Here is a 13633-nt window from a genome sequence, read left to right on the forward strand (position 1 = left end):
CCTGTTCTGGTCGGCACGCGACATGGTGCGTAACTTCAATTTGATGTCGACGGCGCAGAAGGTCGATGAATGGAGCTACCGCGAGATCCGCAACCAGAACGACCTGTTCGCCCAGCCGATGCTGGTCAAGGTGCGCACCGCGCTCGACGAGGAGCGTCGCCTCGCCGACGCTGCCAACGACCGGCTGCTGCTGTGGGCGAGCGGTCTGCTGTTTGCCGTGCTGGCCATCGCCGCGGTTCTGATCTTCCGGCCGATGGAGAACGCCATCCGCCGCGCCTTCGCCGAGAGCGCCGCGTCGCTGTTCAAGGCCGAGGCGGCCGATCGCGCTAAGTCGGAATTCCTGGCCAATATGAGCCATGAGATCCGCACGCCGATGAACGGCGTGCTCGGCATGGCCGAGCTGCTGGCCAAGACGGAGCTTACGCCCCGCCAGAAGACCTTCACCGATGTCATCGTCAAATCCGGCAACGCGCTGCTCACCATCATCAACGACATCCTCGATTTCTCGAAGATCAATGCCGGCCAGCTCACCCTCGACCCCGCTCCCTTCCGCCTGGCGGAAGCGGTCGAGGATGTGGCGACGCTGGTGTCGGCGCGCGTTGCCGAAAAGAACCTCGAGCTCATCGTGCGCGTCGACCCGCGCCTGCCGGCCTTTGTCGTCGGCGATGCCGGACGCTTCCGCCAGATCGTCACCAATCTGCTTGGCAACGCCGTGAAGTTCACCGAGAAGGGCCATGTGCTGGTCGATGTCGGCGGCGATGTCGTCGACGGCGTCGTCCAGCTCAAGGTCCGCGTCGAGGACACCGGCATCGGCATCCCGGCCGAAAAGCTGCAAAGCGTGTTCGAGAAATTCGCCCAGGTCGACGGCTCCTCGACCCGTCGCCACGAAGGCACCGGGCTTGGCCTTGCGATCGGCGCCCGGCTTGTCGACCTGATGGGCGGCAAGATCGGCGTCGAAAGCGAGATCGGCCGCGGCTCCGTCTTCTGGTTCGCCGTGCCGCTGCCGGCGCACAACCAGGCGGCGGCCGACAAGCTGGTGCCGGTCGATGTCACCGGCGCCCGGGTGCTGGTCATCGACGACAATCCGGTCAACCGGGAGATTCTGCTGGAGCAGCTCAGAAGCTGGAGCTTCGACTGTGCGGCCGCCGAAAGCGGCGCTGTCGGCCTTGCCTTCCTCGACCGCGCCTGCCAGCTCGGCGCCTCTGTCGACTGCATTATCCTCGACTACCAGATGCCCGGCATGAACGGCGCCGATGTCGCCAAGGCGATTGCCGCCGACAGCCGGCTTTCGTCCATCCCGGTCGTGCTGCTCACCTCGGTCGACCAGGTGGATTTCGGCAGGATGGTTATCGATTTCGGCATCGTCGCGCATCTCACCAAGCCGGCGCGTTCGGCGGTGCTGCTGGGCACGGTGATCTCCGCCATACAGAAGGCGCGCATGCAGGGCACCAAGGCTCATTTCGTGCGCGAGCCGGTCGCGGCGGCGCCGTCCTTCACCGTCATTCGCGGCCCGGCGGCGCCCGTGCCGGCGGCACCGGAATCGACCGCAGCGCCGAGCGGCCCGATCGATATCCTGATCGCCGAGGACAATGACGTGAACCAGCTGGTCTTCGGCCAGATCCTCAATGGCTTCGGTCTCAGCTACCGCATCGCCGGCAATGGCCGCACGGCTGTCGAAATGTACCGCGCGCTGCGCCCCCGCCTGGTGCTGATGGACGTCTCTATGCCGGAAATGAACGGCTATGAGGCGACCCGCGCCATCCGTGCGATGGAAGCGCAGAACGGTGAGCGCACGCCGATCATCGGCGTCACCGCGCATGCGCTGAAGGGCGACCGCGAGAAATGCATCGAGGCCGGCATGGACGATTATCTGCCGAAGCCGGTATCGCCCGACCGCCTTGGCGCCAAGATCGGCACCTGGCTCAGCGAGACGGTGACGGCTAAGACGGCATAGCTACCGGTTGCGCATCACCACGCAGGCGCCGCCGACGCTTTGCAGCTTGTCGCAGATGCCGTTGGCCTCGCCGCGCGAGTCCGCGCCGATCCTGACCGCGTAGATGCCGCGCCGCCCGATCGGCGTGCGCACCCGGCTCACCACCGGATCATGGCTGGCGAGCAGCGCCGGGAACCGGCTCTTGACCCTCAGCCATTGGCCGATCGCCGCGGAACGGCGGAAATTGCCCGCCACCTGCACGCCCCACGGCTTGACGTTGATCGAGGCCATGGCGACCGTCCGCGACATGATCACCGGCAGCCGGCGGCAGGCGACCGCGAAGCTCATCTTGGGGTCGAGCGGCTCGACGGTGCCGGCATAGGATTTGTCGGAAAACTTGTCGACGGGTTCGCCCATGATGTCGAAGACATAGCTTTCCGTCTCCATCGGCAGGAAGCCGCCGGAGGCCAGCCAGCGCGACACGCGGTTCTCGCCGGCATTGTAGGCCGCGGCCGCGAGGCCGAGATTGCCATAGCCCGCCTTCATCTCGGCTAGATATTTCGCGGAAGCCGGAATGGCCTGCTCGATGTCGAAGGAATTGGCCAGGCCGCGCATCTTGGCGGTTCCCGGCATGAACTGCGCGATGCCTTCGGCGCCGACCGGGCTCACCGCGTTCGGATCGAAGCGGCTTTCCTTCCAGATCAGCCGGGCGAAGAAATCCTTGGGCAGCCCGTTCTGTTGGGCTTGGGCTTCGATCAGATCGCAGACTCGGTTGATCAGCCGTTTGCCGGCCGATTTCGACTGCGGCGGGTCGGCGGACGCGCCCGCCACCCAACTCAAGCTGCACAGCAAGGCCAGGGCCACCGTGAGGAAACGGTGCATAGGCCTACTCGGCCGCGGCTTTGCCGTGTCCGTAGCGCTGCTCGATATAGTCGCCGACCATCTTCTCGAAATCCTGCGCGATGGACGGACCGCGCAGCGTCGCCGCCTTCTTGCCGTCGATGAAGACAGGCGCCGTCGGCGTCTCGCCGGTGCCAGGCAAGGATATGCCGATGTCGGCATGCTTGGATTCGCCGGGACCATTGACGATGCAGCCCATCACCGCGACCTTGAGGTTCTCGACGCCCGGATATTTCTCGCGCCACACCGGCATGTTCTTGCGGATATCGGCCTGGATGCTCTGGGCGAGTTCCTGGAAGACGGTGGATGTCGTGCGGCCGCAGCCTGGGCAGGCGGCGACGATCGGCACGAACTGCCGGAAGCCCATGGTCTGCAGCAATTCCTGCGACACCTGCACCTCGCGCGTGCGGTCGCCGTTGGGCTCCGGCGTCAGCGAGATGCGGATCGTGTCGCCGATGCCCTGCTGCAGCAGGATTCCCATGGCGGCCGAAGAGGCGACGATGCCCTTGGTGCCCATGCCGGCCTCGGTGAGGCCGAGATGCAGCGCATGGTCGGAGCGTGTGGCAAGCTCGGTATAGACGGCGATCAGGTCCTGCACGCCGCTGACCTTGGCCGACAGGATGATCTTGTCGCGGCCAAGCCCGATCTCTTCCGCCATCTCGGCCGACAGGATGGCCGACTGGACGATCGCCTCGCGCGTGACTTCCTGCGCGGTGAGCGGCGAGCCCTGAGCCTGGTTCTGGTCCATCAGCCGGGTCAACAGCTCCTGGTCGAGCGAACCCCAGTTGACGCCGATGCGCACCGGCTTGTCATGTCTAATCGCCATTTCGACGATCGCCGCGAACTGGCGGTCCTTCTTGTCCTTGAAGCCGACATTGCCGGGATTGATGCGATATTTCGCCAGCGCCTCGGCGCAAGCCGGATGATCGGCCAAGAGCTTGTGGCCGATATAGTGGAAGTCGCCGACCAGCGGCACATCGATGCCGAGCCTGAGCAGCCTCTCGTGGATGCGCGGAACCGCCGCCGCGCTCTCGTCGCGGTCAACGGTGATGCGCACGATTTCCGACCCGGCACGATGCAGCGCCGCGACCTGGGCGACAGTCTGGTCGACATCGGCGGTGTCGGTGTTGGTCATCGACTGCACGACGACGGGCGCGCCGCCGCCGACCATCACGCCGCCGACCGAAACGCCGACCGACCTGCGCCGTGGGAAGGGAGAAGAGAAATATCCGGTCATGCCGGTCGCCTTCATCTGAAAGTTCCCGGCATGAGGTGGCGGAGCAAAGATGGCTTGTCAATGGCAAGCGCCAGGCGAGGTTGGCAAATCAGCAGCCGCCACGCGAAAAACGCCAGCTCTGCCGATCGCGGCATCCGCGACCGAACGTTCCATCGATTTCAGTTAAAAAACACCATGCCGGTGGCATTTCCTGCCACCGGACGTTTCACCGCGGCGGGTTGCGGCGATGGTGCCTGGAGGAGCTTCAGTGTGTCGTCGGGCTAGCCTTCAGCTTTTCAATCTCGTCCTTGATTGCCAGCTTGCGTCGCTTGAGATTCACGATTTCGAGGTCGTCCACCGAAGGATGGTTCATGGCGTCGGTGAGCTCGCGCTCGATATCACCGTGTTTCCGCTGCAACTCATCAAGATGGGATGCAAGAGACATGATTGGTTCTCCCTTTCATGGTTTCCTCGATTGCAGCCGTCGCAGGCACGTCCACCGCAGGTTGAGACTGTGACGGCACCGTGACAGTCTGCCACCAACCGATCTCGATGTCGAATGACACGTGGTAGCATTCCACGACAAAGTGAAATGTGATAAGGGCTGCGCGCCGGCCTCAGACGAAAAGTCACAAACCCAGCCGGTCCCGCCCAAACAGCCCGATTGGGCGATGCATACGCAGACGGTAGATAATGTCCGAACAGGAACAGGCTGAAATACGCCTCGAATATTCCCGGCTCAAACAAGAACACGCCGATTTCGACGCCGCCATCAACGCGATGATCGCCACGGGCTGCGACCCGCTTCAGATTCAGCGCATGAAAAAGAAGAAGCTGATCCTGAAAGACCGGCTGTCGGCGCTGGAAGACCGCATCATTCCCGACATCATCGCCTGAGCGGGCAGTTTCCCGCGCTCCACAGTCTACGAGATCGAAAGCCGGGCGGCGCGCTCGCGCAGCAACGCGACCAATTCGCCAGTCCGCGCTTCCGACGTGTCGATCGGCACCACAAGGCACATCGTTGCCTCGACCTTGCCAGGCGCCGAGAACACGGGCGCCGCCAGGCATTTGGTATAGGCGTCGACAAGGCCTGACGTGACGCAATAGCCGGTGACGCGCGCCCGAGCGATGTCATCGATGAAGTCATCGATCTCTATCTTGCGGCCGTCCGGCAGCACGAGATCGTCTTCCGTGACCATCGCCTCGATCCGGCTGCGATCAAGACCGGCCAGCAGCAACCGGCCCGAAGCAGTCCATGGCAGCGGAATCTGCAGGCCGGTGGCCGAGCTGATGCGGAACGGCCTCGTGCCCGGGCTTGAATGGATGATGGTGTAGCGACCGCTCTGCAGCATGCAGAGCTCGGACGTCTCCCCGGTCTCGCGCGACAGCGTATCGACCTCCTGGCGGCCGCGCCTCAGCAGGTCGTTGCCGCGCATATAGGCCATCCCGTAGAGATAGAGCTTCTTGCCGAAATAGACGCGATTGCCGTCGCCGGCCATTTCCAGGAGACCGGCTTCGACCAGCTCGCGCACCAGCGTGTAGGTGGTCGAGCGCGGCGCGTTGAGCCCCTTTGCCAGCTCGCCGATGCCGATCGCTCGCTGGTTGGCGTGCAGGAACTCCAGGATGTTCAGGACCCTGTTGAGACCTTTCTCGCGCGAGCCAGCTGGCCGCTCTTCGCCCGTGCCTTCGCTCGGCCACCCGGTCAGCATTTCACTCTCTTGCATTGTCGATTCCTGGTGCTAGTATCTGTCTTGTACAGGATACACACGTCTCTTGTAAGAGACAATCGCTGATTGCGGCGTGTATTTCTGCTGCATTGGGGAACACACCATCAAAGGAGGTCGCCGTGAACGACACATCCGGCAGACGTGATTTTCTGAAACTTGGAATGGCGGGGCTGGCCACCGCCGGCGCGCTTACCGCCATCAGCGCCGAGAAGGCAGCCGCGCAGGCCGCATCCGATAGCGTGCTGCGCACCGCGCTTGATCGTGGCAAACTGATCGTCGGCACCGGCAGCACCAATGCGCCATGGCATTTCGAGAACGACGCCGGTGAATTGGTCGGCATGGACATCACCATGGGCCGCATCCTCGCCAAGGGCCTCTTCGACGACCCGACCAAGGTCGAGTTCGTCACCCAGGACCCGGCGCAGCGCATCCCCAACGTGACGACCAACAAGGTCGACATCACCATCCAGTTCATGACCATGACCGCGCAGCGCTCGCAGCTGATCCATTTCTCGCGGCCCTACTATGTCGAGGGCGTGGCGCTGCTGACGCTGCCCGGCTCCGAAAACAAGACCTTCGACAAGCTCCTGGCGAATGGCGCCAACACCCGCATCTCGATCCTCCAGAATGTCGATGCCGAAAGCTCGGTGCATTTTGCCTTGCCGCAGGCTCAGGTGCTGCAGATCGACACCCAGGCGAACGTGCTGCAAGCGCTGGAATCCAAGCGAGCCGACGCCGCGGCCGTCGATCTGTCGACGGTGCGCTGGCTCGCCTCGCGCAACCCGGACAAATATTTTGACGCCGGCAAGAGCTGGTATTCGATGCTTTACGGCGCTGCCGTCCGGCAAGGCGACCTGGATTGGCTGACCTTCGTCAACCAGACCTTCACCATTGCCATGTTCGGCCACGAGACGGCGCTCTATGACGCCGCCTTCAAGGAATATTTCGGCCAGGAGCCGCCGCCGCGCCATCCAGGCTTCCCGGTCATCTGACCAAGCCTACGCCAAGCCGGCGGAGGAGCGCGACAGGCGCTCTTCCGCCTCCTCGACACGGGCCGTGCGGGTGACGAATCCTTGAGCAATTTCAGGAAAAGTGTGAAGCGGTTTTCCGTCCGAAATTGCGCCAAAACAAGAGATTGTTTGTCACCGCGAGCCATTGAGACGGATGCATGGGCTACACGCTCAATTTCAACCTGATCTGGCGGCATTTCGACAAGCTTTGGGGTGGCCTGCTGCTCAGCCTCGAACTCGCCGTGATCTCGATCGCCATCGGCATCGTCATCGGCCTGGTGCTGGGGGTCTGGTACGTCTCGGCCGGGCGCGTCGTGCGCACGATCATCGCGGCCTATGTCGAATTCATCCGCAACGTGCCATTGATCCTGCTCGTCTACCTCGTCTTTTACGGTGTGCCGACCGTCATAGACCTCGCTTACAGCGCGCCCACCTCTTTTGTCGTGACGCTGTCGGTCTATAGCGGCGCCTATCTGGTCGAAGTGTTCCGCTCCGGCCTGGAAGCCGTGCCGCGCGGCCAACTCGACGCCGGCAAGGCGATCGGCCTCACCCCATGGCAGCGCCTGATCCATGTGCGCCTGCCGACGATGCTGCGCATCACGCTGCCGGCGCTGTCCAACACCTTCATCTCGCTGTTCAAGGACACCTCGATCGCTTCGGTCATCTCCGTGCCCGAGCTGACCTATGGCGCCCAGTGGATCAACTTCAACACATTCCGCATCGTCGAGGTCTATCTGGTGACGACGGCGATGTATCTGGTGACCGGTTACGCCCTGCTGTTCGCGCTCAGGCTGGTCGAACGCCGTTTCAGGGCGGCGCGCTGAGATGCTGAGTCAGATCCTCTACGCCCTGCCGTTCCTCGCCGAGGGCTTCGCCTTGACCTTGTGGGTCTCGCTGCTGGTCGTGGTCCTGTCTTTGATCGCAGGGGTGCTGCTGGGTGTCGGCCTCGTCTATGGGCCGGCGCCGCTCCGTTGGTCGGTGCGCATTTTCTCGGACACCATCCGTGGCATCCCGATCCTGGTGCTGATGTTCTTCGTCTATTACGGCCTGCCCGCGGTCGGACTGCATCTGCAGTCCTTCTGGGCGGCGGTGCTGGCGCTCACGCTGTTCAAGACGGCGCAGGTCGTCGAATATGTGCGCGGCGCCGTGGCCTCGATACCGAAGGGCCAGTCAGAGGCGGCGATGGCGATCGGCCTGACCTTCCGGCAGCGCCTCACCTCGGTCATCTTCCCGCAGGCCTTCCGCCGCTTCCTGCCGCCCTGGATCAACGGCGTCACCGACGCCGTGAAGGGCAGCGCCCTGGTCTCGCTGCTCGGCATCACCGATCTGATGCAGGCCATCAACCAGGTCATCGGCCGCACCTATGAGGCGATGCCGCTCTACATCCTCGGCGCCCTGATCTATTTCGCCGTCAACTACGCGCTTTCCTACGCCAGCCGCAGGCTGGAACGGCGCTTCGCCTTCATCCGGGACTAACGCCATGGCCACCAGCTCCAACAACAGCCCAGCGCTTCTCGACATCGCCGAGGTCTCGAAATCCTTCGGCCCGGTCGCGGTGCTGCGCTCGGTCAGCCTGCAGGTGGCGAAGGGCGAGGTGGTCACCGTCATCGGCCCTTCCGGCAGCGGCAAGACCACGCTGCTGCGCTGCGTGAACTTCCTCGAGAGCTATGACTCGGGCTCGATCCGCATCGACGGCAAGGAAGTCGGATACCGTGATTCCGGGACGCGGCAGCGCCGCAGCGAACGCGATTTGGCCGCCATGCGCGCCGAAACCGGCATGGTGTTTCAGAGCTTCAACCTCTTCCCGCATCTGACCGCGGCCGGCAACATCATGCTCGGCCTCACCAAGGTGCGCGGCAAGAGCAATGCCGAAGCCCGCTCGATCGCCGAGCATTGGCTCGGCCGCGTCGGCCTCGCTCACAAGGCCGACAGCCTGCCGGCGGAGCTTTCAGGCGGCCAGCAGCAGCGGGTCGGGATTGCCCGCGCCGTCGCCATGGAGCCGAAGATTCTGCTGCTCGACGAGATCACCTCGGCGCTCGACCCCGAGCTCGTCGGCGAGGTGTTGGCCGTGGTGAAAAGCCTCGCCGAGGACGGCATGACCATGCTGATGGTGACGCATGAAATGGCCTTCGCCCGCGACGCCTCCAGCCGCATCGTCTTCATGGCCGATGGCGGCGTCTCGGCCGTTGGGCCGCCGAAGGAGGTTCTCGCCGCCGAGACCACCAATGAGCGGCTGCGCACCTTCCTGGCGCGTTTCCGCGCCTCGCATTTCTGAAAGCGGATGGCTTTCGCCATCCAAGGAGTACCATTCCATGTCGCCTTACGAACGGCTCGCTGAACTCGGCCTGACCCTGCCCGAGCCGCCGACACCCATCGCCAATTTCGTAACCCATGCCGAGAGCGGCCGTCTGATCTTCCTTTCGGGCCAGGGACCGCTGCGCGCTGACGGCACGCTGTGCACCGGCAAGGTCGGCGACAACGTCACCGTCGAGCAGGCCTATGAGCATGCCCGCCTCACGGGCCTCAACCTGCTTGCCGTCATGCATGCGGCGGCGGGCGACCTCAGCCGCATCGTGCGCGTGGTAAAACTGCTCGGCTTCGTCAACGCAACCCCGACCTTCAGCGACCACCCCAAAGTGGTCAACGGCTGCTCGGACCTTTTCGCCGATGTCTTCGACAAGATCGGCGGCCATGCCCGCTCGGCTATCGGCGTCGGCTCGTTGCCTGGCAACATCACCGTCGAGATCGAAGCGGTCGTCGAGATCACCGCCTGATTTTAGGAGTTCGCCCTCATGAAAACCTATTCCGACGCCGGCTCCAACACCACAATCCGCGAGCGCCTGGGCCTGAGACCCATCATCAACGTCTCCGGCACGATGACGGCATTGGGTGCTTCGATTATCGTACCCGAGGCGATCAGCGCCATGGCCGAGATGGCCTCGCAATGGGTGGAGATGGACGATCTGCAGCGCGCCGCGAGCGCAGTCGTCGCCCGACTCACCGGCGGCGAGGCCGGCTTCATCACCGCTTGTTGCGCCTCAGGCATCACCATGGCGATCGCCGGCGCGATGACCGGCACCAACCTTCTGGCGATCGAGCGGCTGCCGGACGACACCGAAGGGCTGAAGTCTGAAGTCGTCATCCAGCTCGGCCATATCGTCAATTACGGCGCGCCGATCGACCAGTCGATCCGGGTGGCCGGCGCCAAAGTCATTCCGGCGGGCACCGTCAGCGTCACCCAGGACTACCATCTGCGCGAGGCAATCAACGAGCGCACGGCGGCGGCCCTCTACGTCGTCGCCCACCACACCGTGCAATACGGCATGCTTTCGCTGGAGGAGTTTTGCGAGATCTGCCACGCCAAGGGCGTCCCGGTGATCGTCGACGCCGCCTCGGAATACGACCTTCGCAGCTTCCTGGCGCGCGGCGCCGACATCGTCGTCTACAGCGGCCACAAATTCCTTTCAGGGCCAACCAGCGGCATCGTCACCGGCCGCAAGGACCTGGTCCGCGCCGCCTATCTGCAGAACCGCGGCGTGGCGCGCGCCATGAAGGTCGGCAAGGAAAGCATCGCCGGCACCATGGCGGCGCTCGAGGCCTGGGAAAAGCGCGACCATGCCGGCATCCGCCGGCGCGAGGAGGCGGCGCTCAATCTGTGGAAGGACGCGCTGCAGGGCATTCCGGGTATCAATGCGCAGATCATTCCCGACCCGACCAACAACCCTCTCGATCGCCTGCAGGTCTATGTGCGCCCGGAGAGCCGCTTCACGGCTGCCGGACTTGCCTCCGCGCTCGCCGCCGGCTCGCCGCCGATCATCGTGCGCAACCACGAGGTCGAGCGAGGCCATTTCTTCCTCGACCCTTGCAATCTGCATCCTGGCGAGGCGGAGATCGTGGCCGAGCAACTGCGCGCCGTGCTGACGGCGAAGGACCGGCCGGCTGACGCGATGAAGGTCGCTCGCAAGGATTCGACCGGATCGTTGCGCTGGCCGGACTAGCTGGCTGCATCGCGACAATCCTTGCGGCTATCGGCGAATTCCGCTAAGGCGCGCCTTTGCCGCCGGGAGCGAACCTTGACCGATCAGCGTGCCGACGTCGCCATCATCATGGGCAGCCAGTCCGACTGGGCGACGATGCGCCAGGCGGCCGAAACCCTGGATGCGCTGGGCATTCCGCACAAAAGGCTGATCGTCTCCGCCCACCGCACCCCCGACCGCCTCTATGAGTTCGCCAAGGGGGCCAAGGCCGCCGGTTACAAGGTGATCATCGCCGGCGCCGGCGGCGCCGCGCATTTGCCCGGGATGACGGCGGCGATGACGCCGCTGCCCGTCTTCGGCGTCCCGGTCGAATCCAAGGCGCTGTCCGGCCAGGATTCGCTGCTCTCCATCGTGCAGATGCCGGCCGGCATCCCGGTCGGCACGCTGGCCATCGGCAAGGCGGGGGCGGCCAATGCCGCGCTGCTTGCCGCGGCGGTGCTGGCGCTTAACGACGACAAGCTCGCCGCCCGGCTCGATGCCTGGCGCGCGGCGCAGACCGCCAAGGTCGCCGCCGAACCGACGGACGCGCCGTGAGCCTGGCGCCCGGATCGACCATCGGCATCATCGGCGGCGGCCAGCTCGGCCGCATGCTGGCGATGGCTGCCGCCCGCCTTGGCTACCGCATCGTGGTCCTGGAGCCCCAGGCCGACTGCCCGGCGGCCCAGGTCGCCAACCGGCAGATCGTGGCCGCCTATGACGATCGGGCGGCGCTTGCCGACCTGGCCGCCGCCAGCGCCGTCGTCACCTACGAATTCGAGAATGTTCCGGTCGCCGCGGCGCGAACGCTGGCGGCAACGGTTCCCGTCTACCCGCCGGGCCGCGCGCTCGAAGTCGCGCAGGATCGCGTCACCGAGAAAAGCTTCCTGAATGACATCGGCATCCCGACGGCCGAGTTCTGTCCGGTCGACAATGACGACCATTTGACCGAAGCTTTGAGGAAATTCGACGGCAGCGGCGTGCTGAAAACCCGCCGCATGGGCTATGACGGCAAGGGCCAGCGCGTCTTCCGCAACATGGAAACAGGCGGCTTTGCAGGCACCTGCGAGGCGATGGGCAATGTGCCGCTGATCCTGGAATCGCTCGTCGCTTTCGAGCGTGAGATTTCGGTGATCGCCGCGCGCGGTCTCGACGGAGCGATCGCCGCTTACGATCCGGCCGAAAACGTCCATCGCGAAGGCATATTGCGCAGCTCGACCTTGCCGGCCGCCATCGGTCCGCAAACGGCAGCGGCCGCCAAGGATGCGGCCGCAAAAATCCTTTCCGCGCTCGACTATGTCGGCGTCATCGGCGTCGAGTTCTTCGTGCTTGCCGACGGCTCGCTGCTGGCCAACGAGCTGGCGCCGCGCGTGCACAATTCCGGCCACTGGACGGAGGCTGCCTGCGTCATCTCGCAGTTCGAGCAGCATATCCGCGCCGTCGCCGGCCTGCCGCTGGGCTCGCCCGCCCGGCATTCCGATTGCGTGCTGGAAAACCTGATCGGCGACGACATGCTGAAGGTACCGGCGCTGCTCGCCGAACCCGACCTGATGCTGCATCTCTACGGCAAGGCCGAGTCGCGCGCCGGCCGCAAGATGGGCCATTTCACGCGCCTCGTCAGGCCGAAATAACCCGCTATTGCATATCCTCGTCGCCGCCCGCGTCGGAGCCGGCGCAACTCGGATCGCTCAGCTTGCAGTTGGCGGAGGAGGTGAGCTGCTTTAAGCGCTCGTTGGTGAGCTTGGTCAGGCACTGCGACACCTCCATCGGATGGATGGAGCCGCCCTCGCTGTCGGCGGTCGAATAAGCGCATTCGGCGTCACGAAAGGCGATCCAGGCGCGCTGCGCCGTCTGCAGCAGCCTATTCGAGGCCTGATCGTTGCTGCTGACGATGTTCTTATAGGCGGCATTGAGCCTGGCATCGGCAGCCTGGTAGTCGGCATCGGCGCAGATGTTCAGCATCGACTGGCTGTCGTCGCTGCGGTCGCAGTCCTCGGCAAACGCTGCCGGGGCGGTCGCCAGGAGAACAAGACAGGCGGGCAGAAAAAGACCGCGCATGGGAATCTCCAGTCGCTTGGGTGTGGACACCATTCCAGTCGACCTCGAGTCGCGCAATGCCGTGGCCGGTAGGGATGGCGAATATTTGACGGATCGCGCCAATTGCCCTTGTTCGGACACCGTCACGTGGTTGACACGGACGAGACTCCTCGTTTATGAGCCTCGCCAAGTTCAAAGGCGCGCTTTTTTCGGGCGCGCCTTTAAAATTCGGCCCGGGACGGGCCCTGACCGAACAGGCAAGACCATGAAGATCAAGAATTCGCTCAAGGCGCTCAAGGCGCGTCACCGCGACAACCGGCTGGTTCGCCGCAAGGGACGCATCTACATCATCAACAAGACCGCTCCGCGCTACAAGGCGCGCCAGGGCTGACGCTTGCGCGCGGCTTAGTGCATGTCGCCCAAACGCGCCAAGCGGTTTTGGGGCAGCGACATGCGCAAAAAGCCTACGCCGCGCCCGTTTGTTGTTGATTGCCGGTTCGCCGGCTATCTCACGCTAAAATCATTTGGACGATCCGCCGTCCGGGATTAGATTCCGGCGATGCGGATTCGTTTTGCATTTTTCGCCGCCTATTTGCTTTCCGGCGCAGCTTTGCCTGCAGGAGCAGAAACGGTTCCGGGCGCGCTGCCTCCAGATGCCGCGACGCCCGCCGCGACACCGCCGCCGGCCGCTCCAACCAGGCAGGGCCGCCTCGACCAGCTCTTCACGGAGTTGAAGCGCGAGCGCAATGAAAAGGCGGCCGAGCGCATCGCCGGCCGCATCTGGAACGAATGGAACC

The 13633-nt window shown here is 64.4% G+C and carries 16 protein-coding genes and 1 pseudogene; 12 read left to right on the forward strand and 5 right to left on the reverse strand.

What is annotated here, in order from left to right; genetic code table 11:
* On the forward strand, positions 1 to 1954 hold a 1954-nt coding region (locus EOA24_RS11215), incomplete at its 5' end, for a response regulator (RefSeq protein ID WP_127409796.1).
* Here the strand turns inward: EOA24_RS11215 and EOA24_RS11220 are convergent.
* The 3 genes from EOA24_RS11220 to EOA24_RS11230 all read right to left on the reverse strand — a co-directional run bounded on the left by EOA24_RS11220 (position 1955) and on the right by EOA24_RS11230 (position 4494).
* Entirely contained in the window at positions 1955 to 2815 is an 861-nt protein-coding gene (locus EOA24_RS11220) for a lytic transglycosylase domain-containing protein (RefSeq protein ID WP_126080810.1), read from the reverse strand.
* 4 nt (positions 2816 to 2819) lie between these two features.
* Entirely contained in the window at positions 2820 to 4070 is a 1251-nt protein-coding gene (gene ispG / locus EOA24_RS11225; RefSeq protein WP_126080811.1) for a flavodoxin-dependent (E)-4-hydroxy-3-methylbut-2-enyl-diphosphate synthase, read from the reverse strand.
* A gap of 244 nt (positions 4071 to 4314) precedes the next feature.
* On the reverse strand, positions 4315 to 4494 hold the full coding sequence (locus EOA24_RS11230) for a YdcH family protein (protein ID WP_042641511.1): 180 nt from the start codon (positions 4492 to 4494) through the stop codon (positions 4315 to 4317).
* Positions 4495 to 4742: 248 nt separating this feature from the next.
* Here EOA24_RS11230 and EOA24_RS11235 point away from each other — a divergent pair, with 248 nt between their 5' ends.
* Entirely contained in the window at positions 4743 to 4946 is a 204-nt protein-coding gene (locus tag EOA24_RS11235; protein ID WP_126080812.1) for a YdcH family protein, read from the forward strand.
* 26 nt (positions 4947 to 4972) lie between these two features.
* On the opposite strand, the gene EOA24_RS11240 is transcribed toward EOA24_RS11235, so the two are convergent.
* Positions 4973 to 5773: an IclR family transcriptional regulator gene (locus EOA24_RS11240; protein WP_126080813.1), complete on the reverse strand. Its 801-nt coding sequence runs from the start codon at positions 5771 to 5773 to the stop codon at positions 4973 to 4975.
* Between the two features lie 164 nt (positions 5774 to 5937).
* On the opposite strand from EOA24_RS11240, the gene EOA24_RS11245 reads away from it, so the two are divergent.
* The 8 genes from EOA24_RS11245 (at position 5938) to EOA24_RS11280 (ending at position 12430) form a co-directional block, all read left to right on the forward strand.
* Positions 5938 to 6768, forward strand: a complete 831-nt coding sequence (locus tag EOA24_RS11245) for a transporter substrate-binding domain-containing protein (protein WP_189341575.1) — start codon at positions 5938 to 5940, stop codon at positions 6766 to 6768.
* 176 nt (positions 6769 to 6944) lie between these two features.
* On the forward strand, positions 6945 to 7610 hold the full coding sequence (locus EOA24_RS11250) for an amino acid ABC transporter permease (protein ID WP_126080815.1): 666 nt from the start codon (positions 6945 to 6947) through the stop codon (positions 7608 to 7610).
* Position 7611: 1 nt separating this feature from the next.
* Positions 7612 to 8262 carry an amino acid ABC transporter permease gene (locus EOA24_RS11255; RefSeq protein ID WP_126080816.1) on the forward strand — a complete coding sequence of 217 codons (651 nt, stop codon included), beginning with the start codon at positions 7612 to 7614 and terminating at the stop codon, positions 8260 to 8262.
* Between the two features lie 4 nt (positions 8263 to 8266).
* Positions 8267 to 9061 (forward strand): amino acid ABC transporter ATP-binding protein, encoded by a 795-nt coding sequence (locus EOA24_RS11260; RefSeq protein ID WP_126080817.1) that lies wholly within the window; start codon positions 8267 to 8269, stop codon positions 9059 to 9061.
* Between the two features lie 37 nt (positions 9062 to 9098).
* The gene (locus EOA24_RS11265) at positions 9099 to 9560 is read left to right on the forward strand and encodes a RidA family protein (protein WP_126080818.1); all 462 of its coding nucleotides are present in this window, start codon (positions 9099 to 9101) and stop codon (positions 9558 to 9560) included.
* An 18-nt stretch (positions 9561 to 9578) separates the two neighbouring features.
* Complete coding sequence (locus EOA24_RS11270; protein ID WP_126080819.1) at positions 9579 to 10784, forward strand: aminotransferase class V-fold PLP-dependent enzyme; 1206 nt, start codon at positions 9579 to 9581, stop codon at positions 10782 to 10784.
* Between the two features lie 75 nt (positions 10785 to 10859).
* On the forward strand, positions 10860 to 11357 hold the full coding sequence (gene purE / locus EOA24_RS11275) for a 5-(carboxyamino)imidazole ribonucleotide mutase (protein WP_126064066.1): 498 nt from the start codon (positions 10860 to 10862) through the stop codon (positions 11355 to 11357).
* Entirely contained in the window at positions 11354 to 12430 is a 1077-nt protein-coding gene (locus EOA24_RS11280) for a 5-(carboxyamino)imidazole ribonucleotide synthase (protein WP_126080820.1), read from the forward strand. The genes purE and EOA24_RS11280 overlap by 4 nt, the downstream gene beginning before the upstream one ends.
* A 4-nt stretch (positions 12431 to 12434) precedes the next feature.
* Here the strand turns inward: EOA24_RS11280 and EOA24_RS11285 are convergent, their stop codons facing one another.
* The gene (locus EOA24_RS11285) at positions 12435 to 12857 is read right to left on the reverse strand and encodes a lysozyme inhibitor LprI family protein (RefSeq protein WP_126080821.1); all 423 of its coding nucleotides are present in this window, start codon (positions 12855 to 12857) and stop codon (positions 12435 to 12437) included.
* A 244-nt stretch (positions 12858 to 13101) separates the two neighbouring features.
* Here EOA24_RS11285 and ykgO point away from each other — a divergent pair, with 244 nt between their 5' ends.
* Both ykgO and EOA24_RS11295 read left to right on the forward strand, forming a co-directional pair.
* Positions 13102 to 13227 carry a type B 50S ribosomal protein L36 gene (gene ykgO, locus EOA24_RS11290; RefSeq protein WP_040974291.1) on the forward strand — a complete coding sequence of 42 codons (126 nt, stop codon included), beginning with the start codon at positions 13102 to 13104 and terminating at the stop codon, positions 13225 to 13227.
* A 168-nt stretch (positions 13228 to 13395) separates the two neighbouring features.
* A pseudogene (locus tag EOA24_RS11295) lies at positions 13396 to 13633 on the forward strand (hypothetical protein); the annotation flags it as partial.

Source organism: Mesorhizobium sp. M2A.F.Ca.ET.039.01.1.1 (assembly GCF_003998035.1).
Lineage (GTDB): Bacteria > Pseudomonadota > Alphaproteobacteria > Rhizobiales > Rhizobiaceae > Mesorhizobium.

What these genes read in the sequence shown, in the direction of transcription:
- EOA24_RS11220 (WP_126080810.1), bottom strand. Translation starts at nt 2,815, where the DNA reads ATGCACCGTTTCCTCACGGTGGCCCTGGCCTTGCTGTGCAGCTTGAGT.
- ispG (WP_126080811.1), bottom strand. Translation starts at nt 4,070, where the DNA reads ATGACCGGATATTTCTCTTCTCCCTTCCCACGGCGCAGGTCGGTCGGC.
- EOA24_RS11230 (WP_042641511.1), bottom strand. Translation starts at nt 4,494, where the DNA reads ATGTCTCTTGCATCCCATCTTGATGAGTTGCAGCGGAAACACGGTGAT.
- EOA24_RS11235 (WP_126080812.1), top strand. Translation starts at nt 4,743, where the DNA reads ATGTCCGAACAGGAACAGGCTGAAATACGCCTCGAATATTCCCGGCTC.
- EOA24_RS11240 (WP_126080813.1), bottom strand. Translation starts at nt 5,773, where the DNA reads ATGCAAGAGAGTGAAATGCTGACCGGGTGGCCGAGCGAAGGCACGGGC.
- EOA24_RS11245 (WP_189341575.1), top strand. Translation starts at nt 5,938, where the DNA reads ATGGCGGGGCTGGCCACCGCCGGCGCGCTTACCGCCATCAGCGCCGAG.
- EOA24_RS11250 (WP_126080815.1), top strand. Translation starts at nt 6,945, where the DNA reads ATGGGCTACACGCTCAATTTCAACCTGATCTGGCGGCATTTCGACAAG.
- EOA24_RS11255 (WP_126080816.1), top strand. Translation starts at nt 7,612, where the DNA reads ATGCTGAGTCAGATCCTCTACGCCCTGCCGTTCCTCGCCGAGGGCTTC.
- EOA24_RS11260 (WP_126080817.1), top strand. Translation starts at nt 8,267, where the DNA reads ATGGCCACCAGCTCCAACAACAGCCCAGCGCTTCTCGACATCGCCGAG.
- EOA24_RS11265 (WP_126080818.1), top strand. Translation starts at nt 9,099, where the DNA reads ATGTCGCCTTACGAACGGCTCGCTGAACTCGGCCTGACCCTGCCCGAG.
- EOA24_RS11270 (WP_126080819.1), top strand. Translation starts at nt 9,579, where the DNA reads ATGAAAACCTATTCCGACGCCGGCTCCAACACCACAATCCGCGAGCGC.
- EOA24_RS11285 (WP_126080821.1), bottom strand. Translation starts at nt 12,857, where the DNA reads ATGCGCGGTCTTTTTCTGCCCGCCTGTCTTGTTCTCCTGGCGACCGCC.
- ykgO (WP_040974291.1), top strand. Translation starts at nt 13,102, where the DNA reads ATGAAGATCAAGAATTCGCTCAAGGCGCTCAAGGCGCGTCACCGCGAC.